This is a genomic window from Streptomyces stoeckheimensis (assembly GCF_045822005.1).
GTDB lineage: Bacteria > Actinomycetota > Actinomycetes > Streptomycetales > Streptomycetaceae > Streptomyces > Streptomyces stoeckheimensis.
The window spans coordinates 6,149,762-6,173,865 of sequence record NZ_CP169550.1; the positions used below are offsets into that span (position 1 = coordinate 6,149,762).

The 24,104-nt window shown below is 70.6% G+C and carries 24 protein-coding genes; 12 read left to right on the forward strand and 12 right to left on the reverse strand.

Annotated features, from left to right (window positions below):
• On the reverse strand, positions 1 to 912 hold the full coding sequence (locus tag ACE1OC_RS27885; protein WP_407839319.1) for a GDSL-type esterase/lipase family protein: 912 nt from the start codon (positions 910 to 912) through the stop codon (positions 1 to 3).
• 250 nt (positions 913 to 1,162) lie between these two features.
• Here ACE1OC_RS27885 and ACE1OC_RS27890 point away from each other — a divergent pair, with 250 nt between their 5' ends.
• On the forward strand, positions 1,163 to 1,657 hold the full coding sequence (locus tag ACE1OC_RS27890) for a DUF3145 domain-containing protein (RefSeq protein ID WP_267754836.1): 495 nt from the start codon (positions 1,163 to 1,165) through the stop codon (positions 1,655 to 1,657).
• A gap of 60 nt (positions 1,658 to 1,717) precedes the next feature.
• On the opposite strand, the gene fabF is transcribed toward ACE1OC_RS27890, so the two are convergent.
• The 5 genes from fabF to ACE1OC_RS27915 all read right to left on the reverse strand — a co-directional run bounded on the left by fabF (position 1,718) and on the right by ACE1OC_RS27915 (position 6,628).
• The gene (gene fabF, locus ACE1OC_RS27895) at positions 1,718 to 2,983 is read right to left on the reverse strand and encodes a beta-ketoacyl-ACP synthase II (RefSeq protein ID WP_407839320.1); all 1,266 of its coding nucleotides are present in this window, start codon (positions 2,981 to 2,983) and stop codon (positions 1,718 to 1,720) included.
• Between the two features lie 76 nt (positions 2,984 to 3,059).
• Entirely contained in the window at positions 3,060 to 3,308 is a 249-nt protein-coding gene (locus ACE1OC_RS27900; RefSeq protein ID WP_243329395.1) for an acyl carrier protein, read from the reverse strand.
• Positions 3,309 to 3,370: 62 nt separating this feature from the next.
• Positions 3,371 to 4,375: a ketoacyl-ACP synthase III gene (locus ACE1OC_RS27905; RefSeq protein WP_407839321.1), complete on the reverse strand. Its 1,005-nt coding sequence runs from the start codon at positions 4,373 to 4,375 to the stop codon at positions 3,371 to 3,373.
• Between the two features lie 19 nt (positions 4,376 to 4,394).
• Positions 4,395 to 5,321, reverse strand: coding sequence for an ACP S-malonyltransferase (locus ACE1OC_RS27910; RefSeq protein ID WP_407839322.1), 927 nt, complete (start codon positions 5,319 to 5,321; stop codon positions 4,395 to 4,397).
• 89 nt (positions 5,322 to 5,410) lie between these two features.
• Complete coding sequence (locus ACE1OC_RS27915; RefSeq protein ID WP_399384078.1) at positions 5,411 to 6,628, reverse strand: PucR family transcriptional regulator; 1,218 nt, start codon at positions 6,626 to 6,628, stop codon at positions 5,411 to 5,413.
• 81 nt (positions 6,629 to 6,709) lie between these two features.
• On the opposite strand from ACE1OC_RS27915, the gene ACE1OC_RS27920 reads away from it, so the two are divergent.
• The gene (locus ACE1OC_RS27920; RefSeq protein WP_407839323.1) at positions 6,710 to 7,384 is read left to right on the forward strand and encodes a pirin family protein; all 675 of its coding nucleotides are present in this window, start codon (positions 6,710 to 6,712) and stop codon (positions 7,382 to 7,384) included.
• A gap of 23 nt (positions 7,385 to 7,407) precedes the next feature.
• On the opposite strand, the gene ACE1OC_RS27925 is transcribed toward ACE1OC_RS27920, so the two are convergent.
• Positions 7,408 to 8,235 (reverse strand): serine hydrolase domain-containing protein, encoded by an 828-nt coding sequence (locus tag ACE1OC_RS27925; RefSeq protein WP_407839324.1) that lies wholly within the window; start codon positions 8,233 to 8,235, stop codon positions 7,408 to 7,410.
• 51 nt (positions 8,236 to 8,286) lie between these two features.
• On the opposite strand from ACE1OC_RS27925, the gene ACE1OC_RS27930 reads away from it, so the two are divergent.
• Positions 8,287 to 8,715 (forward strand): MerR family transcriptional regulator, encoded by a 429-nt coding sequence (locus ACE1OC_RS27930; protein ID WP_266958259.1) that lies wholly within the window; start codon positions 8,287 to 8,289, stop codon positions 8,713 to 8,715.
• Complete coding sequence (locus ACE1OC_RS27935) at positions 8,712 to 9,734, forward strand: aldo/keto reductase (RefSeq protein WP_407839325.1); 1,023 nt, start codon at positions 8,712 to 8,714, stop codon at positions 9,732 to 9,734. The genes ACE1OC_RS27930 and ACE1OC_RS27935 overlap by 4 nt, the downstream gene beginning before the upstream one ends.
• A 133-nt stretch (positions 9,735 to 9,867) precedes the next feature.
• Here ACE1OC_RS27935 and ACE1OC_RS27940 read toward each other — a convergent pair whose 3' ends face one another.
• From ACE1OC_RS27940 to ACE1OC_RS27950, 3 genes are all read right to left on the reverse strand, one after another.
• Complete coding sequence (locus tag ACE1OC_RS27940) at positions 9,868 to 10,704, reverse strand: DUF4429 domain-containing protein (RefSeq protein ID WP_407839326.1); 837 nt, start codon at positions 10,702 to 10,704, stop codon at positions 9,868 to 9,870.
• A gap of 73 nt (positions 10,705 to 10,777) precedes the next feature.
• Positions 10,778 to 11,929 carry an alpha/beta hydrolase gene (locus ACE1OC_RS27945; protein ID WP_407841697.1) on the reverse strand — a complete coding sequence of 384 codons (1,152 nt, stop codon included), beginning with the start codon at positions 11,927 to 11,929 and terminating at the stop codon, positions 10,778 to 10,780.
• 278 nt (positions 11,930 to 12,207) lie between these two features.
• Positions 12,208 to 12,867, reverse strand: a complete 660-nt coding sequence (locus ACE1OC_RS27950; RefSeq protein WP_274552784.1) for a TetR family transcriptional regulator — start codon at positions 12,865 to 12,867, stop codon at positions 12,208 to 12,210.
• Positions 12,868 to 12,958: 91 nt separating this feature from the next.
• On the opposite strand from ACE1OC_RS27950, the gene ACE1OC_RS27955 reads away from it, so the two are divergent.
• Together ACE1OC_RS27955 and ACE1OC_RS27960 are read left to right on the forward strand one after the other, a co-directional pair.
• Positions 12,959 to 14,575 (forward strand): MFS transporter, encoded by a 1,617-nt coding sequence (locus ACE1OC_RS27955; RefSeq protein ID WP_407839327.1) that lies wholly within the window; start codon positions 12,959 to 12,961, stop codon positions 14,573 to 14,575.
• Positions 14,576 to 14,872: 297 nt separating this feature from the next.
• The gene (locus ACE1OC_RS27960; protein ID WP_407839328.1) at positions 14,873 to 15,397 is read left to right on the forward strand and encodes a peptidase inhibitor family I36 protein; all 525 of its coding nucleotides are present in this window, start codon (positions 14,873 to 14,875) and stop codon (positions 15,395 to 15,397) included.
• Here ACE1OC_RS27960 and ACE1OC_RS27965 read toward each other — a convergent pair.
• Together ACE1OC_RS27965 and aceE are read right to left on the reverse strand one after the other, a co-directional pair.
• Entirely contained in the window at positions 15,378 to 16,235 is an 858-nt protein-coding gene (locus ACE1OC_RS27965) for a potassium channel family protein (protein ID WP_407839329.1), read from the reverse strand. The genes ACE1OC_RS27960 and ACE1OC_RS27965 overlap by 20 nt on opposite strands.
• Before the next feature lie 72 nt (positions 16,236 to 16,307).
• Entirely contained in the window at positions 16,308 to 19,040 is a 2,733-nt protein-coding gene (aceE, locus tag ACE1OC_RS27970) for a pyruvate dehydrogenase (acetyl-transferring), homodimeric type (protein ID WP_407839330.1), read from the reverse strand.
• Between the two features lie 445 nt (positions 19,041 to 19,485).
• Between aceE and ACE1OC_RS27975 the strand changes: the two genes are divergently transcribed.
• From ACE1OC_RS27975 to ACE1OC_RS28000, 6 genes are all read left to right on the forward strand, one after another.
• Entirely contained in the window at positions 19,486 to 19,911 is a 426-nt protein-coding gene (locus ACE1OC_RS27975; RefSeq protein ID WP_250745561.1) for a DUF3052 domain-containing protein, read from the forward strand.
• A gap of 171 nt (positions 19,912 to 20,082) precedes the next feature.
• Positions 20,083 to 20,541, forward strand: a complete 459-nt coding sequence (locus ACE1OC_RS27980) for a peroxiredoxin (protein ID WP_250745560.1) — start codon at positions 20,083 to 20,085, stop codon at positions 20,539 to 20,541.
• 161 nt (positions 20,542 to 20,702) lie between these two features.
• Positions 20,703 to 21,278 carry a TerD family protein gene (locus ACE1OC_RS27985; protein WP_112446263.1) on the forward strand — a complete coding sequence of 192 codons (576 nt, stop codon included), beginning with the start codon at positions 20,703 to 20,705 and terminating at the stop codon, positions 21,276 to 21,278.
• 161 nt (positions 21,279 to 21,439) lie between these two features.
• Positions 21,440 to 22,015, forward strand: coding sequence for a TerD family protein (locus ACE1OC_RS27990; RefSeq protein WP_250745559.1), 576 nt, complete (start codon positions 21,440 to 21,442; stop codon positions 22,013 to 22,015).
• 25 nt (positions 22,016 to 22,040) lie between these two features.
• Positions 22,041 to 23,156, forward strand: coding sequence for a DUF475 domain-containing protein (locus ACE1OC_RS27995; RefSeq protein WP_407841698.1), 1,116 nt, complete (start codon positions 22,041 to 22,043; stop codon positions 23,154 to 23,156).
• 140 nt (positions 23,157 to 23,296) lie between these two features.
• Positions 23,297 to 24,037, forward strand: a complete 741-nt coding sequence (locus ACE1OC_RS28000; protein WP_267039314.1) for a TerD family protein — start codon at positions 23,297 to 23,299, stop codon at positions 24,035 to 24,037.
• The last annotated feature ends 67 nt before the right edge of the window (positions 24,038 to 24,104 follow it).

Here is a 24,104-nt window from a genome sequence, read left to right on the forward strand (position 1 = left end):
TCAACGCGGAGGCTCGGCGGAGGTCACCTGTCGGTGCGCCAGTTCCGCGAGCCGAGCCTGTCCGTCCTTGCCCGGGTGGAACCAGTCCCAGCGGCTCAACTGCTCCGCCGAGAAGGGGTACTGGAACACCGCGCCGCCGTCGTAGCGGCACAGCTCGTCCTTCGCGCAGACCTCGCGCAGCGCCTCGTTGTACTCGACCACGCGCGCCCGCACCTGCTCCCGCCGGGCCGTCGCACCGGCGGCCGCCGAGGTCGGATCGGCGAGCATCGACTGACAGATGCCCAGCTTCCACACCTGGCGCACCATCGGGTCGTCCTTGCCCTGCTCCCACAGCCGCTGGAGGTCCGGGACGCTGGAGACGTACACCTGCGAGGCCGGCGAGGCCGCCCGCAGGCCGGCCAGCGCCTTCTCGAAGCCGGAGCGGAAGGCGGCCACCGAAGTCATCGACGAAGCCGAGGGCCGGCAGGCGTCGTTCGAGCCCACCATCACCGTGACCAGGCCCGGCTTGTGCGCGGCAGCCGAGGCGAGCTGACCCGGCAGGTCCGCCATCCGGGAGCCGGTCACCGCGTAGTTCCAGCTGAGCGCGGGCACTTCGGCCTCACCGAGCAGCCGGGCGGCCAGCGACCGCACCTCGGGGTCGTCACCGGTGGCCCAGGAGGCCTCCGGACAGTCGGCCAGCACCGAACAGGCGTCGAAACCGCGCGTGATGGAGTCGCCCACGGCGGCGACCGACGCCGGTGCGATGTTCCACCGTGGGGCCGCCTGCGCACCGCGTTCGCCCCCGGCCTGCGCCCCGTCCGCCGAACACCCGGTCAGCGCACCCGCCGCCAGGAGCAGCAGGGCGGCCGCGGCACCCGCGCCCGCGCCCGCAGAGGTCCGACGCGCGCGGCGGCGTGGGGCGGTGGTGCGCATGCGGAAGGTCCCTCCTCGTCGTCCCCACATCATTCGGGGGCGTCCTGCTGAGTGAATGCTCTGTGTTTACGGGCCTCGGAGCGACCGTACGTCACACCATGACCCCCGGCGCACGGTAGCTTTTTCCCGTGGCGTTTCGGCCGCAAGTCCCGCAACGCAATGTCAAATAATTTCCGTTACATTACATCACGTCACATACTGTCCGTTTTCTGGAGTTTATTCCCGACCTCGTCCCACACTGGAGGTCCCGGTGACGACACGTGGAGTCCTGTACGTGCACTCCGCACCGCGCGCGCTCTGCCCGCACGTGGAATGGGCTGTTGCGGGGGTGCTCGGGGTGCGGGTGAACCTCGACTGGATCCGTCAGCCCGCCTCCCCGGGCACCTGGAGAGCCGAGTTCTCCTGGCAGGCCGAGGCGGGCACCGCATCGAAACTCGCCTCCGCCCTGCGCGGCTGGCACCTGCTCCGCTTCGAAGTGACCGCGGAACCCTGTCCGACCGCCGAGGGCGAGCGCTACAGCTCCACCCCGCAGCTGGGCATCTTCCACGCCGTCACCGGCATGCACGGCGACATCCTGATCCCCGAGGACCGGCTGCGCGCCGCCCTCGCCCGGTCCGCGCACGGCGAGACGGACTTGGAGGCGGAGATCGCCAAACTCCTCGGCAAACCCTGGGACGACGAGCTCGAACCCTTCCGCTACGCGGGCGAGGGCGCCCCCGTGCGCTGGCTCCACCAGGTGGTCTGAGCACACGCAGAAGGCCCCGCCCGGCAGATGCCGAGCGGGGCCCTTCACGCGTGCGGTGACTCAGACGGTGCGGAACGCCAGGGAGACGTTGTGGCCGCCGAAGCCGAAGGAGTTGTTGATCGCCGAGATCGGGCCCTCCGCCGGGAGCTTGCGGGGCTCGTCGCGCACGATGTCCGCGTCGATGTCGTCGTCGATGTCGTCGAGGTTGATCGTCGGCGGCGCGAGCCGGTGGTACAGCGCCAGCACGGTCGCGACGGTCTCGATGCCGCCCGCGCCACCCAGGAGGTGACCGGTCATCGACTTCGTGGCCGAGATCGCGATGTGGTCGAGGTCGTCGCCCAGCACCTTGCGCAGGGCCTTCAGCTCGGCCGTGTCACCCTGCGGGGTGGACGTGGCGTGCGCGTTCACGTGGACCAGCTCGGCCGGGTCCAGACCCGTGTTGTCGAGCAGGTTCTGCAGGGCGGCCGAGACACCGCGGCCGGTGGGCTCCGGCTGCGCGATGTGGTGGCTGTCCGCGGACAGGCCCTGGCCCAGCACCTCGCAGTAGACCCGGGCGCCGCGCGCGGCGGCGTGCTCGGCGGACTCCAGGACCACGACGCCCGCACCCTCGCCGAGGACGAAGCCGTCGCGGGCCTTGTCGTACGGACGGGAGGCCGTGGTCGGGTTCTCGTTGTTCTTGGACATCGCCATCATGTTGGCGAAGGCCGCGATCGGCAGCGGGTGGATCGCCGCTTCGGTACCGCCGGCGACGACCACGTCGGCACGGCCGGTACGGATCATCTCGACGGCGTAGCCGATGGCCTCGGCGCCGGAGGCGCAGGCGCTGACCGGAGTGTGCACACCCGCGCGGGCGTTGACCTCCAGGCCGACGTTGGCCGACGGGCCGTTGGGCATGAGCATGGGGACGGTGTGCGGGGAGACCCGGCGCACACCCTTTTCCTTCAGTACGTCGTACTGGTCGAGCAGGGTGGTCACGCCGCCGATGCCGGAGGCGATGACGGTGCCCAGGCGCTCGGGCTCGATGGACGCGTCCTCGCCCGCCGGGGCGGTGTAACCGGCGTCGGCCCACGCCTCGCGGGCCGCGATGATCGCGAACTGGGCCGAGCGGTCAAGCTTGCGGGCCAGCGGCCGGGGGAGGACCTCACTCGGGTCCACGGCGACGGTGGCGGCGATGCGGACCGGGAGTTCGGCGAAGCGCTCACCCTCGAGGGGCTTTACGCCGGAACGGCCGGCAAGCAGACCTTCCCAGGTCGAAGCGCTGTCGCCACCCAGCGGAGTGGTTGCGCCGATACCGGTGACGACCACGGTGCGATTGGTCGGGCTCACAGGAATTCTTTCTCCACGTTTCAGGGGGTGAATTGTCACGGCGCCACCGCCAGGTGGCGACAAACGCTCGTCAGGCTCAGGCCTGGTGCTTGAGGATGTAGCTCGCGGCGTCGCCGACGGTCTTCAGACCCTTGACGTCCTCGTCCGGGATCTTCACCTCGAAGCGCTCTTCGGCGGCGACGACGACCTCGACCATGGACAGCGAGTCGACGTCCAGGTCGTCGGTGAAGGACTTCTCGAGCTGGACGTCCTCGGTCGGGATGCCGGCGATCTCGTTGACGATCTCCGCGAGACCTTCGACGATTTCTTCCTGGGTGAAGGCCATGATGGCGCTCCTTCTATAGCTAGCTGGGGGTCAAACGGAGCACGGGATGTGGATCCCGGGCCCTAGGGGAGGGTAACGACCGTGGCGGCGTAGACGAGCCCCGCCCCGAAGCCGATGACGAGCGCGGTGTCGCCGCTCTTCGCCGCACCGGTCGCCAGAAGCCGCTCCATTGCGAGCGGAATCGAGGCGGCCGAGGTGTTGCCGGTGGTTTCGATGTCACGGGCGACCGTGACGTGCTCCGGCAGCTTCAGAGTCTTCACCATCGAGTCGATGATCCGCATGTTCGCCTGGTGCGGAATGAAGACGTCCAGGTCATCGGCGGTGATCCCGGCTGCGTCGAGCGCCTGCTGGGCCACCTTGGCCATCTCGAAGACGGCCCAGCGGAAGACCGCCTGGCCCTCCTGCGTGATGGCGGGAAACTTTTCGCCGCCGTCCTTGCCGAGGTACTCGTCCCACGGCACGGTCTGCTTGATGGTCTCCGACTTGTCGCCCTCCGAACCCCACACCGTGGGGCCGATGGCCGGCTCGTCCGAGGGTCCGACGACCACGGCGCCCGCGCCGTCACCGAAGAGGAAGGCCGTCGCGCGGTCTTCCAGGTCGGTCAGGTCCGAGAGCCGCTCCACGCCGATGACGAGGACGTACTCCGCGGAACCCTCCACCACGAGGCCCTTGGCCAGGGTCAGCCCGTAGCCGAACCCGGCGCAGCCGGCGGAGATGTCGAAGGCGGCGGGCTTGTTCGCGCCGATGCGGTGCGCGATCTCGGTCGCCACGGCCGGCGTCTGCTTGAAGTGCGACACCGTCGAGACGATCACGGCGCCGATCTTCTCCGGAGCGATCCCGGCGGCGGCCAGGGCCTTGCCCGAGGCCTCCACCGACATCGCGGCGACGGTCTCCTGCGGAGAGGCCCAGTGCCGCGTCGCGATACCGGAACGGGAGCGGATCCACTCGTCGGAGGAGTCGATGGTTTCGAGGATGACCTCGTTCGGCACCACGCGGATCGGACGGTAGCCGCCGACACCGAGGATGCGGGCGTACGGGGAGCCCTTGGCAGGCTTGATCTTCGACATGCTGAATGGGCTCCTTCTCTCAGACCGCGTGCTCGGATACGAGCGTCGCAGCCTTGTCGAGATCGTCCGGGGTCTTCAGCGCCACGCTCGGTACGCCCTTCAGCGCGCGCTTGGCCAGACCCGTCAGGGTGCCACCGGGGGACAGTTCGACGATCCCGGTGACGCCCAGAGCGGCGAACGTCTCCATGCACAGGTCCCAGCGGACCGGGTTGGCCACCTGGCCCACCAGCCGGGCGACGACATCGGCGCCCGTGGTCACGACCTGACCATCCTTGTTCGATACGTAGGTCAGTGCCGGGTCGGCCGGGGAGAGCGCCGCAGCGGCCTCCTCCAGACCGGCGACCGCCGGAGCCATGTGGTGCGTGTGGAAGGCGCCCGCGACCTTGAGGGCGACGACCTTCAGGGAACCCTCGGGCTTCTCGGCCTCCAGGGCCGCGATCTGCTCCATGGTTCCCGCGGCCACGATCTGGCCCGCGCCGTTGACGTTGGCCGGGGTCAGACCCAGCTTCTCCAGGTGCGCGACGACGACGTCCGGGTCCCCGCCGAGGACGGCGGCCATGCCCGTCGCGGTGATCGCCGCGGCGTCGGCCATGGCGAGCCCGCGGGTGCGTACGAAGGACAGCGCGTCCTTGTCGGACAGCACCCCGGCGTACGCGGCGGCGGTGATCTCGCCGACGCTGTGGCCGGCCACGGCGCCGAAGGAGCCCGGGCCGACCTTGGAGGTCAGCTCGGCCGCGGCGAGCAGGCCGGCGGCCACCAGCAGGGGCTGTGCAACGGCCGTGTCGCGGATCTCGTCCGCGTCGGCCTTCGTGCCGTAGTGGGCAAGGTCGAGCCCGAGGGCATCCGACCAGCCGGCGACGCGGTCAGCGGCGCCGGGCAGTTCGAGCCAGGGAGTCAGGAAGCCGGGCGTCTGTGCGCCTTGGCCGGGAGCGACGAGTACGAGCACCCTCACACTCTCTCTTGTGTTCGGTCCGCGCCGCCCGTGGGGACAGGGACGAAGAACCATCGGGGTAATTGTTGATGTCCGACAAAAGCTTAGGACTGAGGATCGCCGTCGGCCAGACGCCCGAGGATCAGGGCGATCCGCAGCGTGAACGCGGAGCGGACATCCGAGGGCGACCAGCCGGTGACGTCTGTCACACGTCGGAGCCGGTAGCGCACGGTGTTGGGGTGCACGAACAGCATCCGGGCGGCACCTTCGAGGCTGCTCGCCTGCTCCAGGTAGACACTCAGCGTTTCCAGCAGGGCCGAGCCGGCTTCTTCGAGCGGTCTGTAGATCTCCTCCACCAACTGCTCGCGGGCCGCAGGGTCGGAGGCGATCGCGCGTTCGGGCAGGAGATCGTCCGCGAGCACCGGCCTCGGCGCGTCCTGCCAGGCCGTACAGGCCTTGAGCCCGGCAGCGGCGGCCTGAGCCGACTTCGTGGCGTTCAGCAGGTCCGGGACCACCGGTCCGGCGACCACCGCACCCGCCGCGAACGGCCCGATCAGCGACTTCGCCACCTGCATCGGATTGTCGCTGCCACCCGCGATGACCACGAGCCGGTCGCCCAGCACGCCCGTCAGGACCTGCAGCTTGTGGTGGCGGGCGGCCCGCCGGATCGCCTCGACCGTCAGCTCGCTGTCGCCCTCCGGAGCCGTGCCCAGCACCACGCACACGTGCTCGGGGGAGTTCCAGCCGAGGGCCGCTGCCCGGGACAGCGCGCCCTCGTCGGCCTCCCCGGACAGCACCGCGTTGACCACGAGGGACTCCAGCCGGGCGTCCCACGCACCGCGCGCCTCGGCGGCCTGGGCGTACACCTGGGCGGTCGCGAAGGCGATCTCCCGGGCGTACACGAGCAGGGCCTCGCGCAGGATCGACTCGTCGCCCGGCGCCGCGACCTCGTCGATCGCGGTCTCCATGACCTCGATCGTGGTGCGCACCATCTCGACGGTCTGGCGCAGGGTGATCGCCCGGGTCAGCTCGCGCGGAGCCGTCCCGAAGACGTCGGTGGAGATCGCCTGGGGGGTCTCCGGATGCCGGAACCACTCGGTGAACGCGGCGATGCCGGCCTGGGCGACCAGGCCGATCCAGGACCGGTTCTCCGGCGGCATCGCCCGGTACCACGACAGCGTCTCGTCCATGCGCGCGATGGCGTTGGCGGCGAGCCGGCCGGAGGACTTCTCCAGCCGGCGCAGCGTCGCGGAGTGCGGATGGGGCGGAGCCGGATGCGCGGGGTGGACCGCGGGTGAATGCTCACGTTCGGGTTGGGGCACGTGACAAGACTGCCTTATCGGGACGGCTGCGCGGAGTCCGGTCCCGTCCCGGGCCGCGCCCCGGGGGCTACGGTGGCCCCCATGATTGATGTACGTCGAGGCGCCGACCGGTACGAGGGAGCGGACGCCGACGTTGCGGCGGGTGGTCCGGCCACGGGGATCACCACCCGGCACGCCTTCTCCTTCGGCCCGCACTACGACCCCGACAACCTGCGGTTCGGCCCGGTCATGGCGTGCAACGAGGAGAGCCTCGCCCCGGGTGCGGGCTTCGACGAGCACCCCCACAGCCACACCGAGATCGTCACCTGGGTGGCCGAGGGCGAGCTCACCCACCGCGACGCCACGGGCGCGGCCACCCTGGTGCGGCCCGGGGACGTACAGCACCTCGCCGCGGCGTCCGGGACCCGGCACGTGGAACGCAACGACGGCTCCGTGCCGCTGCGCTTCGTCCAGATGTGGCTGGCCCCGGCCGATCCGGCCGGGGAGCCCTCGTACACGCTGGTCCGGGGGATCGCCGACAGCACGCCCTACGCCGTGCCCGCGGCCGGGGCCGTCCTGCACGTCCGGCGTCCGGGCGCGGGCGAGCGGGTCGCCGTACCGGCCGCCGGGCGGGTCTACCTGCACGTCGTACGGGGAGACCTCCGACTGGACGGCGCGGAGCTCGGGCCCGGGGACTCGGCGCGGATCACCGGCGAGCCGGAGCTGGAGCTGATCGCCGGATCGCCGGCCGAGGTGCTGATCTGGGAGTTTGCGTAGGCGAGGTCCCGCGGGCAGGAGCCTCAGCGGGTCCTGAGCTCGGCGAGCACCGCGTCGGTGAACGGCGGCCAGGCCTCGACCGCCCACGGCCCGAAGGCGCGGTCCGTCAGCGCCACGCAGGCGGCGCGGGCGTCCGGGTCCACCCACAGGAAGGTCCCGGCCTGCCCGAAGTGCCCGAAGGTGCGCGGTGAGGAACCGGCGCCCGTCCAGTGCGGGGCCTTCCCGTCGCGGATCTCCAGGCCGAGACCCCAGTCGTTGGGGGACTGGTGGCCGTAGCCGGGCAGCACGCCCTTGAGCCCGGGGTGGACCACCGCCGTGGCCTCCGCGACGGTGCGGACGTCCAGCAGCCGGGGCTGCTGGAGCTCGGCGGCGAAGCGCAGGAGGTCGGAGACGGTGGAGACGCCGTCCTTGGCCGGGGAGCCCTCCAGGCTGCTCGACGCCATGCCCAGCGGCTCGAAGACGGCCTCGGCCAGGTACGCGGCGAAGGGGATCCCGGTGGCCTTCGCGATGTGGTCGCCGAGTTCCTCGAAACCGGCGTTCGAGTACAGCCGGCGCTGCCCGGGAGGGGCCGTCACCCGGTGCTCGTCGAAGGCCAGGCCGCTGGTGTGGGCGAGCAGGTGGCGCACGGTGGAGCCCTCGGGCCCGGCCGGCTCGTCCAGCTCGATCGCGCCCTCCTCGTAGGCGACGAGGGCGGCGTAGGCGGCGAGCGGCTTGGTGACGGAGGCCAGCGGGAAGCGGTGGTCCACCGGGCCGTGGGAGCCGAGCACGGTCCCGTCGGCGTGGACGACGGCCGCGGCGGCGGTCGGAACCGGCCAGTTCTCGATGATGCGCAGACTCTGCAAGCTCTCCATGCGGCCGAGGGTACTTGCTTGGAGTGCACTCCAAGGATTTAGCGTGGAGCCATGAGCCTGACCCAGACCCCCCTGCAGACGCAGACGCGGTACACGATCAGCGAGGTCGAGGCACGGACCGGTCTCACCCAGCACACCTTGCGCTGGTACGAGCGGATCGGCCTCATGCCGCACGTGGACCGTTCGCACTCGGGGCAGCGGCGGTTCACCGACAAGGACCTCGACTGGCTGGGCTTCGTCGGCAAGTTGCGCACCACCGGAATGTCGGTGGCGGACATGGTCCGGTACGCAGAACTCGTCCGTGAGGGCCCGCACACCGCCGACGACCGGCGCGAACTGCTGGAGCGCACGCGCGACGAGGTGCGGACCCGGATCGCGGAACTGACCGACGCGCTCGCCGTGCTGGACTACAAGATCGATACGTATGCGATGTGCACCGCCGTCGCGGGGGCCGTCGCGGGAGAGGCAGACCGGACATGACCGGGAACACGGCAGGGATCGAGCAGGTCGAACTGGGCCGGGGCGGCCCGCTGGTGGGCGTCCAGGGGCTCGGCTGCATGGGCATGAGCGAGTTCTACGGGGACACCGACGAGGCGGCCGCCCGGCAGACGCTGGACGCCGCGCTGGAGGCCGGGGTCACCCTCTTCGACACGGCCGACGTCTACGGGCGGGGCGCCAACGAGGAGTTCCTCGCGCCCTTCGTGGCCGCGCACCGCGACCGGATCACCCTCGCCACGAAGTTCGCCATCGAGCGGACGGACGACCCGCTGTACCGGGGGGTCCGCAACGACCGCGCCTACATCCGCGGCGCGGTGGAGGACAGCCTGCGCAGGCTGGGCACCGACGTGATCGACCTCTACTACATGCACCGGCGGGATCCGGACGTTCCGCTCGCCGAGTCGGTGGGCGCGATGGCGGAGCTGGTGCAGGAGGGAAAGGTGCGCCACCTGGGGCTCAGCGAGGTGACCGGCGCCGAGCTGCGCGAGGCGCACGCGGTGCACCCGATCGCGGCGCTCCAGTCGGAGTGGTCGCTGTTCAGCCGGGACGTGGAGCGCAGCGCGGTGGGCGCGGCGACGGAGCTGGGCGTGGCCTTCGTGCCGTACTCCCCGCTCGGGCGCGGCTTCCTGACCGGGGCGTTCGCGGACGCGTCGGCGGAGCTGACGGCCGATGACTTCCGGCAGTACCAGCCCCGGTTCACGGGGGACAACGCGAAGACGAACGGGGCGCTGCTGACGCCGGTACGGGAGATCGCGCAGGCCCGCGGGGCCACGCCGGCGCAGATCGCCCTGGCGTGGGTGCAGCAGCGGGCGGCGGTGCACGGCCTGACGGTCGTCCCGATCCCGGGCACCCGCAAGCCGTCCCGCCTCGCGGAGAACACGGAGGCGACCCGCATCACGCTGACGCCTGCGGAGCTGTCCCTCCTGGAGCCCATCGCCGCGGGGGTCGCGGGCGACCGCTACCCGGACATGAGCCACACCTCGGCGGCGCGCGAGGGCTAGCTCTTTCAGCCGTCCGGCGTTTGAGGACCGGGGTCCGGGGCGGAGCCCCAGGAGTGGTCCGGGCGCAGCCCGGGGAACGGTGAAAGGGCGGGTAGGGGACGGCCCCGCAGGGGCGGGCCCGAGTCCCGCGGGGTCAGGCCCCGGCCGTGAAGCGGTCCCGTAGCGCCCGGTACTCGGCATCCGTGAGCAGCCCCGCATCGTGCAGCTCGGCGAGATGCTGGATCCGCTCCCAGGACCGCTGCGGGGGCACGGCGGCGACCGGGCTGCGTGCCCGCAGGGCGGCGAGCACCGCCGCCGCGAACGGCAGGGACTCGTGCACGGCCCCGTACCCCACCCCGAAGACCGCGGAGGCGAGATCGTGGTCCGGCCGAGCATCGCCGGCGCCCTCGCGGGGCAGCAACCGCAGGTGCCCGCCGGACCGTTCCGGGGAGTGCCAGACCAGCCCGGCCAGGCCGGCCAGCGGATACCGCTGGTCGCCCGCCTTCCACTTGGTGCTGGTGGCCCCGGTGCGCGACCAGTGGAAGGTGACGGCGCCGCCGTCGAAGGCGAGCCGGGCGTCGTACGCCTTCAGCGTGGCCGGGGGCTCCGGGACGGAGACGAGGAACCGTTCCGCCGGACCGGCCGGACCCAGCCGCTCGTGCAGGGCCTCGGTGAAGGCCGCCGCCCGGCCGGACCCGGCGCCACCACCCGGCAGCACCAGCCGGTACGGATCGCAGGCTTCTCGCAACTGCCCCGCCGCGGCTTCCATCAGCGGGTCCGCTCCCACCCGTACGCGGGCGTGCAGCACCAGGGTGTCCCGCCGTCCCGCGGTCAGGCCCACCCCGGACAGCGCCTCGAGGGGAACCCGCCGTTCCCCCAGGGCGTGCCAGAGTCTTGGCGTTCGCATCCCCCGTGCGAAGCGGATGATGAGCGAGTTCGTGGTGCGGTCGAACTCCCAGACGGCATGGTTTCCGGCCAGTACGTCACCCATGCGGCACATCGTAAAGGGACGCACCCCCGTGCGTCCCCCTGCTGTGAGGTCCGATTTCGGGTCGGCCGAGCGGTCAGGGACCGTCCGTCCCGGATGTTCCGCGTCGGCACGTGTCGTCCCCGGCGGCGCACACCGTGGAACCGAACGCACCGGTTCCGATTTTGGCGAAGTTGTCCAGGGATTCGGTTCCTGGCTCGAAGTAGCCGGTGTGGCTCTTGGCTCCGGCCGCAGACAGGACCCGCGCGCCGAACTCCTCGGAGACCGGATCCGAGCCGTGGCCCAGGCCCCCGAACTCCAGGTGGGGCACGTCGGCGATCCAGTCACCGGCGTCCCGCATCGCCCACACCCGCGCCGAGGTGTCCAGCTCGGCGGCGTTCGCGGCGCGCATTCCGGGGCTGCCCGCCACCACGATGTCCGTGACCCGGGGCGGCAGTTCGTGGGCGGCCACGCCGCACACCACCGAGCCGTAGCTGTGGCAGAACAGCGCCACGCTCGCCCGCCCGGGCAGCGCGGAGGTCAGCGAGCGCAGTCGGGCCGCGCCGTCCACGGCCAGTCGCCCGGTCGCCGCGTCCATGCCGACGCCGGTCGGGGCGGTGTAGCCGGCCCAGGCGATGGCCGCCGTCCGGCTGCCCGGGGCGGCCGTGCGCTCGGCCGCGTACAGCGACTCCGCCATGCCGACGGGGGCGGTCAGCCGGCGCATCGTGCGCTCGAAGGTGAGGGCGTCGGTGTCCACGCCGGGGACGATCACCGAGACGCGGCGGGCCTCGCCGAGGTCGCCGAAGACCTCGGCGACGAGGGCGCTGCCGGTGGGGTCGAAGACGAGGATCTGCCGGCCGGGCTCGGCGAGGGACTCGAAGCGGTGGGCGCGCCGGGCGGCGGTCGCGCGGTCGGAGGGGGCCAGCGTCCTGTCGTGCGCGCGGGCGTCCTCGATCCGCACGGCCTGCTTCAGCGCCATCCGGTTGGCCCGGTAGCGGACGCCGGGCGGCACGCCGTCGAGGTTGCCGACCACCAGCGGGTGGCCCTCGGTGAGCCGGGCGCGCTGGGCGCCGTCGAGGCTCGCGAAGAAACGTGCCACCACGGGTGCCGGGGCATCCGCGGCGGGCAGGGCCCGGCCCTCGAAGCGCGCCGCGGCCCAGGAGGCGAGCGCGGCGTCGCGCGGGGACGCCTCGCTCGCGGGCCGGTAGACGGCAGTCCAGCCCGTGGTCGCGAGCATCAGGAAGACCACCGCCAGCGCGAGCAGGGCGCGCAGGGCGGCCGGACGCGCGGGGGCGTCGGCGGAGGGGGTGTGGGCGGGGCCGGGCAGGTTCACTGCGCCCAGCCTAGGAGACCGTTGCGGGTGCCTGCGCGCCGGGTGACGGGAGTCACCGCCGACCGTGGGACGCCCCGTCGGCGGGTGCTCCCGTACGGGACCCGGGTGCGCGGGCGCCCCGACCCGTACGGGGACTTCGTCCAGGTTCGTCCGGCCCGCACCCGGTCGGCCGGTCCGGGCGGAAAGTGCGCCGGTCAGACGGGTCGGCGCCAGTCGGCGGCCAGCGCAGGGCCGATCTGGTCGAGGTAGACCTCGGTCATCCGCCGGATGGCGGCCACGCTCGTGTCCTCGCCCTGCCCCCAGAGCCGGCCGGTGACGCGCATCACGCCCGTGAACGCGGCGACGGCGACCCGCGGGCGCGGATCGACGTCCACGTCCAGGCCCTCGCGCTCGGCTATCAGCCGGGCGATCCGCTCCTCCAGCTCGGTGGAGCGGCGCAGGTGCACGGCGAGCAGGGCCGGGGTGGACTCGATCAGCCGGTAGCTGCGCATGTACAGGTCGAGCGGGACCAGGTCCGAAATGGCCTCTTCGACGGTGTCCCAGGCGGCGAGCACGGCCGAGCGCATCGCCTCGAAGGGGCCCTCGGCGGGCGGGCGGGAGTGCAGCGCCGCGACGAAGTGCGATTCGACCAGGTCCTGGACGGCGAAGGCGACCTCTTCCTTGTTGGCGAAGTACCGGAAGAAGGTGCGCTGGGAAACGTCCACGGCGTCGGCGATCTCGTCGACGGTCGTCTCCTCGTACCCCTGGGCGATGAAGAGGAGGAGGGCCGCGCGCAGCAGTGCGTCGCGCGTGCGCTGTTTCTTGCGCTCGCGCAGTCCGGCCGGCGGTGCGGACGCGGGCCGCTGATCGGTCATCACGGCGGTCAGGGTACCTGTGACCGACCTGACAGTGGCTGTCTGACGAACCGGTCTGTGAAGTGTCAGTCGCTGTCACTAACCTGTTCGCATGACTAGTCAGATCACCGTCGACGGCGGGGACGCACTCTCGCTCACCAAGGAACCGGGCCCCGCACCGGCCCGTACGGGCCTCCGGGGCCACCCGTGGCTCACCCTGTTCGCCGTCGCGATCGGCGTCATGATGGTCACCCTCGACGGCACGATCGTCGCCGTCGCCAACCCGGCCATCCAGAAGGACCTCGGCGCCTCGCTCGCCGACGTCCAGTGGATCACCAACGGCTACCTGCTCGCCCTCGCGGTCTCCCTCATCACCGCGGGCAAGCTCGGCGACCGCTTCGGCCACCGCCAGACCTTCCTCATCGGCATCGCCGGGTTCGCCGTCTCCTCGGCGGCCATCGGCCTCTCCGGCGGCGTCGAGCTCGTCATCGGCTTCCGCGTCGCACAGGGCGTCTTCGGAGCCCTGCTGATGCCCGCCGCGCTGGGCCTGCTGCGGGCGACCTTCCCGGCCGAGAAGCTCAACATGGCCATCGGCATCTGGGGCATGGTCATCGGCGCCTCGACCGCCGCCGGGCCGATCGTCGGCGGCCTGCTCGTCGAGAACGTGAGCTGGCAGTCCGTCTTCTTCATCAACGTGCCCGTCGGCATCGTCGCGCTCGCCTTCGGCCTGTTCATCCTGGTCGACCACCGGGCCGAGAACGCCCCGCGCTCCTTCGACGTCCCGGGCATCCTGCTGCTGTCGGCCGGGATGTTCTCGCTGATCTGGGCGCTGATCAAGGCCTCGGAATGGGGCTGGGGCGACACCAAGACCCTCGCCTTCCTCGGCGGGTCCCTCGTGTGCTTCGTGGCCTTCGCCCTCTGGGAGAACTTCGTCTCCGAGCCGCTGATCCCGCTCGGGATGTTCCGCTCGCTTCCGCTGTCCGCGGGCACGGTCCTGATGGTCCTGATGGCCTTCGCCTTCATGGGCGGGCTGTTCTTCGTCACCTTCTACCTGCAGAACGTCCACGGCATGAGCCCCGTCGACAGCGGCCTGCACCTGCTGCCGCTGACCGGCATGATGATCGTCGGATCTCCGCTGGCGGGCCTGGCCATCACCAAGGTCGGCCCGCGGCTGCCGCTGGTCGCCGGCATGGTCGCCACCGCCGCCGCCTGCTTCGGGATGTCCCAGCTGACCCCGGGCACCTCCACCCTCACCATGTCGTTCTGGTTCGCCCTGATGGGCCTCGGGCTCGCGCCCGTCATGGTCGGCGCCACCGAGGTCATCGTGGGCAACGCCCCGCTGGAGCTCTCGGGCGTGGCCGGCGGGCTCCAGCAGGCCGCCATGCAGGTCGGCGGCAGCCTGGGCACCGCCGTGCTCGGCGCGGTCATGGCGAGCAAGGTCGGCAGCGTCTTCGAGGACAACTGGGCCGGGGCCGGCCTGCCGCCGCTCACCCCGGAGCAGGCGGACCTCGCGGAGAAGGGCATCCAGGTCGGCATCGCCCCGATCCCGCCGGGCGCTCCGGAGCAGCTCGCGGCGACCATCACGGGCGTCGCGCACGACACGTTCGTGTCAGGGATGAGCACGGCCTTCACCGTCGCGGGCGTGGTCGCGGTGTTCGCCGCGGTCGTGGCCGGCTTCACGAAGCGCGGCGAGAACGCGGCGGCGGGGGCGGGCGCGGCCCACATCTAGGCCGGACCGGCCGCCTGCGCGGCCCCCCAGGACCGGCGCCGCCCGAGCCGCCCGCTGCGGCCCGGGCGGCGCCTCCCGCGCTTCCGCGGCCCCGTCCGCCGCCGATCGGAAGGGGCCACGGAGGCGTCAACTCCGTGCGTACGACAGCCCTGCCGGGCGGTTCCGGCAGGGCTGTCGCCTATCAGGGTGGACCCGTTCCCGGCCCCTTCCGCAGGCCCGTCCGCGCAGGTCAGCGTGGTGCCGACGGAGCTCCGGAATCGGTCCGGGGCCCGCACGTCCACCAGGAGTTGACCCGTCATGCGTACGTGGAGCACCACTTTCTCCGGGCGCACCGCCGCCACAGCCACCGTTCTCGCCGCCACCCTGCTGATCCCGACCACCGCGGAATCCGCCCACGCGGCGAGCCGCGCCCCGGGTCTGATCGCTGCCCAGGCCCAGCCCCAGGCGCCGGTACGGGCCCGGGCCGACGCCGCGGCTCCGGTACGGGCCTCCGGGCGGGCGAAGGGGCAGACGAAGGGCCGGGCCGCCGGGCCGCCGGTGCTCGGGGCCTGCGCCACCGGGCAGCTGTGCCTGTGGGCCAAGCCGGAGTTCAAGGGCGCCCGCACGACCCACGAGCTGAGCACCCTCGACATCAACAGCTGCACGGCCCTGCCCGCCGGGACCACCGCCCAGTCCCTCACGAACCGGACCGGCCGGCCGGTCACCACCTACCAGTCGGCCGAGTGCGCCGAGACCGGTGAGTTCCAGACCTACCCGGGCGACGGGGTGTGGCTGCCCCAGTCGCCGTACCAGGTCAGGGCGTTCAAGGTGTGGGAGCGCTGACGGCCCCGCCGCCCGCCTGGACCGGCCCGCCCTGGGCGCCGACACCGGCGCCTGGGCCGGGCTCCCGGGTGGCCTCCGTGACCCCGGTGGCCCCGGCGGCCCCTGCCGTCGCGGGGATCCCGCCGAGGCGGGCGACCTCGGCACGCAGCGCCCGTACCTCCGCCGTCAGTTCGGTGATCGCCGCCGTCTGGGCGAGCTCCACCAGGTCGTCGCGCTCGAAGCGGGAGATGAACCAGGCCGCGATGTTGGCGGTCACCACACCCAGCAGCGCGATCCCGGACAGCATCAGCCCCACCGCCAGCAGCCGTCCGAGTCCGGTGGTGGGGGAGTGGTCCCCGTAGCCGACCGTCGTCATCGTGGTCACCGACCACCACAGCGCGTCCCCGAGGTTCTTGATGTTGCCGTCGGGGGCGTCCCGCTCCACGCTGAGCACCGCCAGCGAGCCGAACATCAGCAGCCCGACCACCGAGCCCGCCACGTAGGTGGTGAGCCGGATCTGCGGGGCCATCCGGGCCCGCCGGCCCACCAGCATCAGGGTGGACACCACCCGCAGCAGCCGCAGCGGCTGGATCATCGGCAGCACCACCGCCGCCAGGTCCAGCCAGTGGGTCCGGACGAAGGCCCTCTTCGAGTGTGCCAGGCCCAGCCGCATCAGGTAGTCGGCGGCGAAGGCGGCCCACACCACCCACTCGGCGTGCTTGCAGGCGGCGTGCACCGCCGGGCTCGCGTCGGGCAGGACGATCGGGACCGCGTAGGCCACGGCGAATCCCAGGGCGAGCACCAGCAGCGGCGTCTGCGTCCGGCGTTCCCATCGGGCCTGGGGGGAGGCTTGCTTCATGCGGAGCATCGTAAAGAACGCGTAAGGGGCGCCGGGACAGGTGTCCCGGCGCCCCTTACGGACGAGTGACGGCTACGCGTCGCCCCCGGCCGCGCCCGGGTCGGCCGCCCGGACGTCCAGCAGCTGGTACCGGTCGATCGCCTGCTTCAGCGCCGAGCGGTCGATCTTGCCCGCCTTGGCCAGCTCGGTCAGCACCGAGAGGACCACCGACTGCGCGTCGATGTGGAAGAAGCGCCGGGCCGCGCCGCGCGTGTCCGCGAAGCCGAAGCCGTCCGCGCCCAGCGAGGTGTACGTGCCGGGCACCCAGCGCGAGATCTGGTCCGGGACCGCCCGCATCCAGTCGGAGACGGCCACGAACGGACCCTCCGCACCGGACAGCTTGCTCGTCACGTACGGGACGCGCTGCTCCTCCTCCGGGTGGAGCAGGTTGTGCTCCTCCACGGCGACGGCCTCGCGGCGCAGCTCGTTCCAGGAGGTCGCCGACCAGACGTCCGCCCTGACGTTCCACTCCTCGGCGAGGATCCGCTGCGCCTCCAGCGCCCACGGAACCGCCACGCCCGAGGCCATGATCTGCGCCCCGACGGTTCCCCCGGTGCCCTGCGAGATCCGGTGGATGCCCTTGAGGATCCCGTCCACGTCCACGCCGGCCGGCTCGGCCGGGTGCTGGATGGGCTCGTTGTAGACCGTCAGGTAGTAGAAGACGTCCTCGGCGTCGGGGCCGTACATGCGCCGCAGACCGTCCTTGACGATGTGCGCGATCTCGTACCCGTACGCCGGGTCGTACGCCACGCAGCCCGGGTTCGTCGAGGCCAGCAGCTGGGAGTGGCCGTCGGCGTGCTGCAGGCCCTCACCCGTCAGGGTGGTCCGGCCGGCGGTCGCACCCAGGACGAAACCGCGTGCCAGCTGGTCCGCCATCTGCCAGAACTGGTCACCCGTGCGCTGGAAACCGAACATCGAGTAGAAGACGTAGACCGGGATCAGCGGCTCGCCGTGCGTCGCGTACGCCGAACCCGCGGCGATCAGCGAAGCCGTGCAGCCCGCCTCCGAGATGCCGTCGTGCAGCATCTGGCCGGTCGGGGACTCCTTGTACGCGAGCAGCAGGTCGCGGTCGACCGCCTCGTACTGCTGGCCCAGCGGGTTGTAGATCTTGGCGCTCGGGAAGAACGCGTCCATGCCGAAGGTGCGGTACTCGTCGGGGGCGATCAGCACGAAGCGCTTGCCGATCTCCTTGTCCCGCATGAGGTCCTTCAGGATGCGGACGAAGGCCATGGTGGTGGCGATCGACTGCTGGCCCGAGCCCTTCTTGGCCGCCGCGTAGGTGGCGTCGCCCGGCAGCTGGAGCGGCTTCGCGCGCACCACGCGGGTGGGCACGTAGCCGCCGAGCGCGCTGCGGCGGTCGTGCATGTACTGGATCTCGGGGGAGTTGCGGCCCGGGTGGTAGTACGGCGGCGCGCCGTCCTCCAGCTGGGCGTCCGTGATCGGGATGTGCAGGCGGTCGCGGAAGCGCTTGAGGTCGTCGGCCGTCAGCTTCTTCATCTGGTGGGTCGCGTTGCGGCCCTCGAAGTTCGGACCGAGGGTCCAGCCCTTGACCGTCTGCGCCAGGATCACCGTCGGCTGGCCCTTGTGGGCCTTGGCCGCCGCGTACGCCGCGTAGACCTTCTTGTGGTCGTGACCACCGCGGCCCAGGTGCTGGATCTGCTGGTCGGTCATGTTCTCGACCATGGCCCGGAGCCGGTGGTCGCCGCCGAAGAAGTGGTCGCGGATGTACGCGCCCGTCTCGGTGGCGTACGTCTGGAACTGGCCGTCCGGGGTGGTGTTCAGCTTGTTGACCAGGATGCCGTCGCGGTCCTGGGCCAGCAGCGGGTCCCAGGAGCGGTCCCAGATCAGCTTGATGACGTTCCAGCCGGCGCCGCGGAACTGCGACTCCAGCTCCTGCATGATCTTGCCGTTGCCGCGGACCGGGCCGTCGAGGCGCTGCAGGTTGCAGTTGACGACGAAGGTCAGGTTGTCGAGGTGCTCGCGGGCCGCGATGGAGAGCTGGCCGAGCGATTCGGGCTCGTCCATCTCGCCGTCGCCCAGGTACGCCCAAACGTGTGACTTGGAGGTGTCCGCGATCCCGCGGGCCTCCATGTACCGGTTCATCCGGGCCTGGTAGATCGCACCGAGCGGGCCGAGGCCCATCGAGACGGTCGGGAACTCCCAGAAGTCCGGCATGAGCCGCGGGTGCGGGTAGCTGGAGAGGCCGTACGGGGCCTTCGACTTCTCCTGGCGGAACGCGTCGAGCTGCTGCTCGGAGAGCCGGTCCAGGAGGTAGGCGCGGGCGTAGATGCCGGGCGAGGCGTGGCCCTGGAAGAAGATCTGGTCGCCGCCGTCGCCCTCGTCCTTGCCCCGGAAGAAGTGGTTGAAGCCCACGTCGTAGAGGGAGGCGGAGGAGGCGAAGGTGGCGATGTGACCGCCGACGCCGATCCCCGGACGCTGGGCGCGCGAGACCATGACGGCCGCGTTCCACCGGGTGGCGTTGAGGACCTTGCGCTCGATCTCCTCGTTGCCGGGGAAGAACGGCTCGTCCTTGGTGGCGATCGTGTTGACGTAGTCCGTGGAGCGCATCTCGGGCACGGCCACGCGCTTCTCGCGGGCGCGCTCCATCAGCCGCAGCATCAGGTAGCGGGCGCGCTCGCGGCCCCGCTCGTCGACGGCCGCGTCCAGGGAGTCGAGCCACTCCTGCGTCTCTTCCGGATCGAAGTCCGGTACCTGACTCGGCAGGCCACCAATGATGATCGGATTGCGATCGGATGCGGAAGCCACGCTGTTCCTTCGCTGTCGGGGGAGTCGTGCTGAAGCCGTAACTGGGGTTCGCCGCCTCCCATGGTCTTACGCTCGGCAGAAATCGTCATCTTTACCGTTGGGTAATCCCTGGAGGTGGCGGGATTGTGCTGGCTGCGGCGACGACAACGCCCAAACCGCAACCTTACGCCCATGTCGATCACCCCCTTCGCAAGGCCGTTCGTCCCTCAAACAGGTGCGAAAGTCCCGGGGGCGTGCCGAATGAGGTGGAATGGTGTGGGATGAATCACCAGGGGTACATGCAGAAGGGCTGAAAGTTGCGGCGAGACGGCCGCAATCGTCACCGTTTCGACGGTCTCGACGGCCTGGTACTTGCGCGATCCGCCGCGCCCGTGTGGACTACGCCCATGCTGCGCGTACGCGCGCCGCCGAAGAACATTCACCGAACATGAGCAGGAGGCACCCCGTGAGCGCGACCGCGGACCACGCGGAGAACCTGGCCGCCAGGCTGGGTTTCCAGTCCGAACAGGTGGTCCAGGAAATCGGCTTCGACGACGACGTCGATCAGGAATTCCGTGATGCCGTAGAGGATCACGTCACCGAACTCGTCGATGAGGACTACGACGATGTCGCAGACGCGGTTCTGCTGTGGTTCCGGGAGGACGACGGCGACCTGACGGACGCCCTGGTCGACGCGACCGAGCTGGTCGAGGACGGCGCACTGATCCTGCTGGTGACCCCCAAGACCGGCAAGGACGGTTTTGTCGAGGCCAGCGACATCAGCGAGGCCGCCGAGACGGCCGGCCTCTCGCTGGCCAAGGGAGCCCCCGTCGGCAAGGAGTGGACCGCCACCAAGCTGGCGACTCCGAAGACGGCCAAGTCCAAGCGCTGAGCCGCGCCCCGCAGTCATGCGGACACACGCACCCCGCCCGCCGGAAGCTTCCCGGTGGGCGGGGTGCGTGCGTTTCGCGGGCGGGCCGGAGCCGGACGCGCGCGCAGGAGCCATAAGGTGAGATCACCCGAACAGCCCAACGCAGGGATGCGGGACGAAGGGATGCGACAGATGGCGATCGAGGTCGGCAGCAAGGCCCCGGACTTCGAGCTCAAGGACAACCACGGCAGGGTCGTGCGGCTCTCCGACTTCCGGGGGGAGAAGGCCGTCGTGCTGCTCTTCTACCCCTTCGCCTTCACCGGCGTCTGCACCGGCGAACTCTGCGAGCTGCGCGACCAGCTGCCGCGCTTCCAGAACGACGACGTGCAGCTCCTGGCGGTCTCCAACGACTCCGTACCCACCCTGCGCGTCTTCGGCGAGCAGGAGGGGCTGGAGTACCCGCTGCTGTCGGACTTCTGGCCGCACGGGGAGGCCTCCCGCGCCTACGGGGTCTTCGACGAGGAGAAGGGCTGCGCGGTGCGCGGCACCTTCGTCATCGACCGCGACGGCATCGTGCGCTGGAGCGTCGTCAACGGGCTGCCCGACGCCCGTGACCTGAACGAGTACATCAAGGCCCTCGACAGCCTCTGAGTCCGTGCCGCAGGCTCGTGGGCACGGTGCCGACAGGCACACGGGCCCGTTCGCCTGGAATAAGCCCGTACAGGCGGGAACCCGTCACTAGGATCGAAACGTTGATCCGGTAGCAACCGCACGACGGGGCCCCGCCCCACACAAAACCTTATGGAGGACCCGTGGGAGTCAGCCTCAGCAAGGGCGGCAACGTCTCGCTGACCAAGGCCGCGCCGAACCTGACGGCGGTCATCGTCGGACTGGGCTGGGACGCTCGCACCACCACCGGTGTCGACTTCGACCTCGACGCCAGCGCGATCCTGACCAACGACCAGGGCAAGGTCGCCAGCGACGCGAACTTCGTCTTCTTCAACAACCTGAAGAGCCCCGACGGCTCGGTCGAGCACACCGGTGACAACACCACCGGTGAGGGCGAGGGCGACGACGAGGCGATCAAGGTCAACCTCGCCGGCGTGCCCGCCGACGTGGCCAAGATCGTCTTCCCGGTCTCGATCTACGAGGCCGAGAGCCGCCAGCAGAGCTTCGGCCAGGTCCGCAACGCGTACATCCGCGTCGTGAACCAGGCCGACAACGCCGAGCTCGCCCGCTACGACCTGTCGGAGGACGCCTCGACGGAGACCGCCATGGTCTTCGGCGAGCTCTACCGCAACGGTGCGGAGTGGAAGTTCCGCGCCATCGGCCAGGGCTACGCCTCGGGCCTGCGCGGCATCGCGCAGGACTTCGGCGTCAACGTCTGAGCCTGCTCCGCCAGAGCAGTCGTTCCATCCGTCCGGCGCCGTGCACTCGTGTGTACGGCGCCGGACCGGCTTTACGGCCACACCCGCCGTACCGTCGCACCGCCGTACGGTCGCACCGCCACTTCGCCACATCGCCATCGTCGTCCGGGGAGGACCACAACATGGGCGTCACACTCGCCAAGGGGGGCAATGTCTCCCTCTCCAAAGCCGCACCGAACCTCACCCGGGTTCTGATCGGCCTCGGATGGGACGCGCGCTCGACCACGGGCGCCGACTTCGACCTCGACGCCAGCGCACTGCTGTGCAGCAACGGCCGGGTGCTCGGGGACGAGTACTTCGTCTTCTACAACAACCTGAAGAGTCCCGAGGGCTCCGTCGAACACACGGGGGACAACCTCACCGGCGAGGGTGAAGGCGACGACGAGTCGATCATCGTCGACCTCAGCAAGGTCCCGGCCGGCGTGGACAAGATCGTCTTTCCCGTCTCGATCCACGAGGCCGAGGCCCGCAGGCAGAGCTTCGGCCAGGTCAGCAATGCCTTCATCCGCGTGGTGAACGAGGCGGACGGCCAGGAACTCGCCCGCTACGACCTCTCCGAGGACGCCTCCAGCGAGACCGCGATGATCTTCGGCGAGGTCTACAGGTACGGGGGTGAATGGAAGTTCCGCGCAGTGGGGCAGGGGTACGCGTCGGGGCTCCGCGGCATCGCTCTAGACTTCGGGGTCAACGTTTCGTAAAGCCGTACAACACGATGGGATGCCAGTGGTTCTGAAAACCTTCGGCTGGTCGTTCGCAGTCACTGCGCTCGGACTGGTCGCAGCGGTGCTCTACGGGGGGTGGGAGGCCTTCGGGATCGTTGCGATCCTGTCCATCCTGGAGATCTCGCTGTCCTTCGACAATGCGGTGGTCAACGCCGGAATCCTGAAGAAGATGAATGCCTTCTGGCAGAAGATCTTCCTCACCATCGGTGTTCTCATCGCCGTGTTCGGCATGCGCCTGGTCTTCCCGATCGTGATCGTGGCGATCAGCGCCAAGATCGGGCCGATCGAAGCCGTCGAACTCGCGGTGCGCGACCAGGACATGTACAAGCAGCTCGTGACGGACGCCCACCCGTCCATCGCCGCCTTCGGTGGCATGTTCCTGCTGATGATCTTCCTCGACTTCATTTTCGAGGACCGCGACATCAAGTGGCTCGCCTGGCTGGAACGCCCGCTCGCCAAGCTCGGCAAGATCGACATGCTGTCGGCGTGCATCGCGCTGATCGTCCTGGTCATCACCTCGATGACCTTCGCCGTCAACGCCCACCAGCACGGCGGCACGCACGTGGACAAGGCGCAGACGGTCCTGATCTCCGGCGTCCTCGGCCTGATCACCTACATGATCGTCGGCGGCCTCTCCGGCTACTTCGAGAACAAGCTGGAGGAAGAGGAAGAGCACGAACACGAGATCGAGGAGGAGGCCAAGAAGAGCGGCAAGCCCGTCTCGGCCGTCGCCATGGCCGGCAAGGCCGCGTTCTTCATGTTCCTCTACCTCGAAGTCCTCGACGCCTCCTTCTCCTTCGACGGGGTCATCGGCGCCTTCGCCATCACCAGCGACATCGTGATCATGGCCCTCGGCCTCGGTATCGGTGCCATGTACGTCCGGTCGCTGACGGTCTACCTGGTCCGCCAGGGCACCCTCGACGACTACGTCTACCTGGAGCACGGCGCGCACTACGCCATCGGCGCGCTCGCCGTCATCCTGCTCGTCACCATCCAGTACGAGATCAACGAGGTCATCACCGGCCTCGTCGGCGTCGTGCTGATCGGATGGTCCTTCTGGTCCTCGGTGCGCCGCAACAAGCGCCTGGAACTGGAGGGTTCCACCGCCGAGGCATGATCGCGGCGGTAATGCGGAACGCTCAAGTGCGGGGCGGTCCGGCGGGTCCACGGACCCACCGGGCCGCCCCGTCCGCATGCCGGGACGTCGGCGTGCCGGCAGGGGGCCGAGCGCGCCAAGGGACAAGGGGGGTTGTGGGGATGGGATTCTTCGACGGCATCAGGGGCAGTCGCGGTACGCAGTTCCAGTCGGGCAGTGCCTCGTCGAACGCGATCGAGCTGACCAAACGCCATCCGACGGTGTCGCTCACCAAACAGGGGGCGGTGCACGGCAATCTGCGCGTGAACCTCTCCTGGCGGATGCGCACCTCGGACATCGGCGGCCGCAGCACCGGCCAGAGCGGGCAGCTCTTCCGGCATCCGTTCAAGCTGTTCAAGCCGGACATGGTGCAGGCGCACACCCAGGGCATGGTCAACGTCGACCTCGACATCGGCTGCCTCTACGAACTGACCGACGGAACCCGGGGCGTCGTCCAGCCGCTGGGGAACCTGCACGGGGACATCAACAGCCCGCCGTACGTGAAGCTCAGCGGGGACGACCGGTTCGGAGCGCCCTCCGGCGAGACGATCTTCGTCAATCTCGACCACGCCGAGGAGATCAAACGGCTGCTGGTCTTCGTCTACATCTACGACCAGACCCCGGCCTTCGACCGGACGCACGCCCTGGTCACCCTCTACCCGATCACCGGGCCGCGCATCGAGATCCCCCTGGAGGAGCGCCACCCGCACGCCCGCTCCTGCGCGGTCGTCTCCCTGGAGAACGTCAAGGGAGAGCTGATCGTGCGGCGCGAGGTCACCTTCGTGTACGGGTTCCAGGCCGAGCTGGACCGGCTGTACGGGTGGGGCCTCCAGTGGGGCCGTGGCTACAAGACCAAGACCTGACGGGGCCGGCCGGGGGCCCGGTCAGGCGGTCCGGGCGGTCCAGGCGGTCCGCCCGGTCCGGCCGCCG

Bases quoted from the DNA above. Each gene is read 5' to 3' on its own strand.
- ACE1OC_RS27940 (WP_407839326.1), bottom strand. From the start codon at position 10,704: ATGGGTGACGTACTGGCCGGAAACCATGCCGTCTGGGAGTTCGACCGC.
- ACE1OC_RS28000 (WP_267039314.1), top strand. From the start codon at position 23,297: ATGGGATTCTTCGACGGCATCAGGGGCAGTCGCGGTACGCAGTTCCAG.
- ACE1OC_RS27950 (WP_274552784.1), bottom strand. From the start codon at position 12,867: ATGACCGATCAGCGGCCCGCGTCCGCACCGCCGGCCGGACTGCGCGAG.
- ACE1OC_RS27965 (WP_407839329.1), bottom strand. From the start codon at position 16,235: ATGAAGCAAGCCTCCCCCCAGGCCCGATGGGAACGCCGGACGCAGACG.
- ACE1OC_RS27930 (WP_266958259.1), top strand. From the start codon at position 8,287: ATGAGCCTGACCCAGACCCCCCTGCAGACGCAGACGCGGTACACGATC.
- ACE1OC_RS27990 (WP_250745559.1), top strand. From the start codon at position 21,440: ATGGGCGTCACACTCGCCAAGGGGGGCAATGTCTCCCTCTCCAAAGCC.
- ACE1OC_RS27920 (WP_407839323.1), top strand. From the start codon at position 6,710: ATGATTGATGTACGTCGAGGCGCCGACCGGTACGAGGGAGCGGACGCC.
- ACE1OC_RS27900 (WP_243329395.1), bottom strand. From the start codon at position 3,308: ATGGCCTTCACCCAGGAAGAAATCGTCGAAGGTCTCGCGGAGATCGTC.
- ACE1OC_RS27935 (WP_407839325.1), top strand. From the start codon at position 8,712: ATGACCGGGAACACGGCAGGGATCGAGCAGGTCGAACTGGGCCGGGGC.
- ACE1OC_RS27905 (WP_407839321.1), bottom strand. From the start codon at position 4,375: ATGTCGAAGATCAAGCCTGCCAAGGGCTCCCCGTACGCCCGCATCCTC.
- ACE1OC_RS27960 (WP_407839328.1), top strand. From the start codon at position 14,873: ATGCGTACGTGGAGCACCACTTTCTCCGGGCGCACCGCCGCCACAGCC.
- ACE1OC_RS27955 (WP_407839327.1), top strand. From the start codon at position 12,959: ATGACTAGTCAGATCACCGTCGACGGCGGGGACGCACTCTCGCTCACC.
- ACE1OC_RS27925 (WP_407839324.1), bottom strand. From the start codon at position 8,235: ATGGAGAGCTTGCAGAGTCTGCGCATCATCGAGAACTGGCCGGTTCCG.
- ACE1OC_RS27885 (WP_407839319.1), bottom strand. From the start codon at position 912: ATGCGCACCACCGCCCCACGCCGCCGCGCGCGTCGGACCTCTGCGGGC.
- ACE1OC_RS27980 (WP_250745560.1), top strand. From the start codon at position 20,083: ATGGCGATCGAGGTCGGCAGCAAGGCCCCGGACTTCGAGCTCAAGGAC.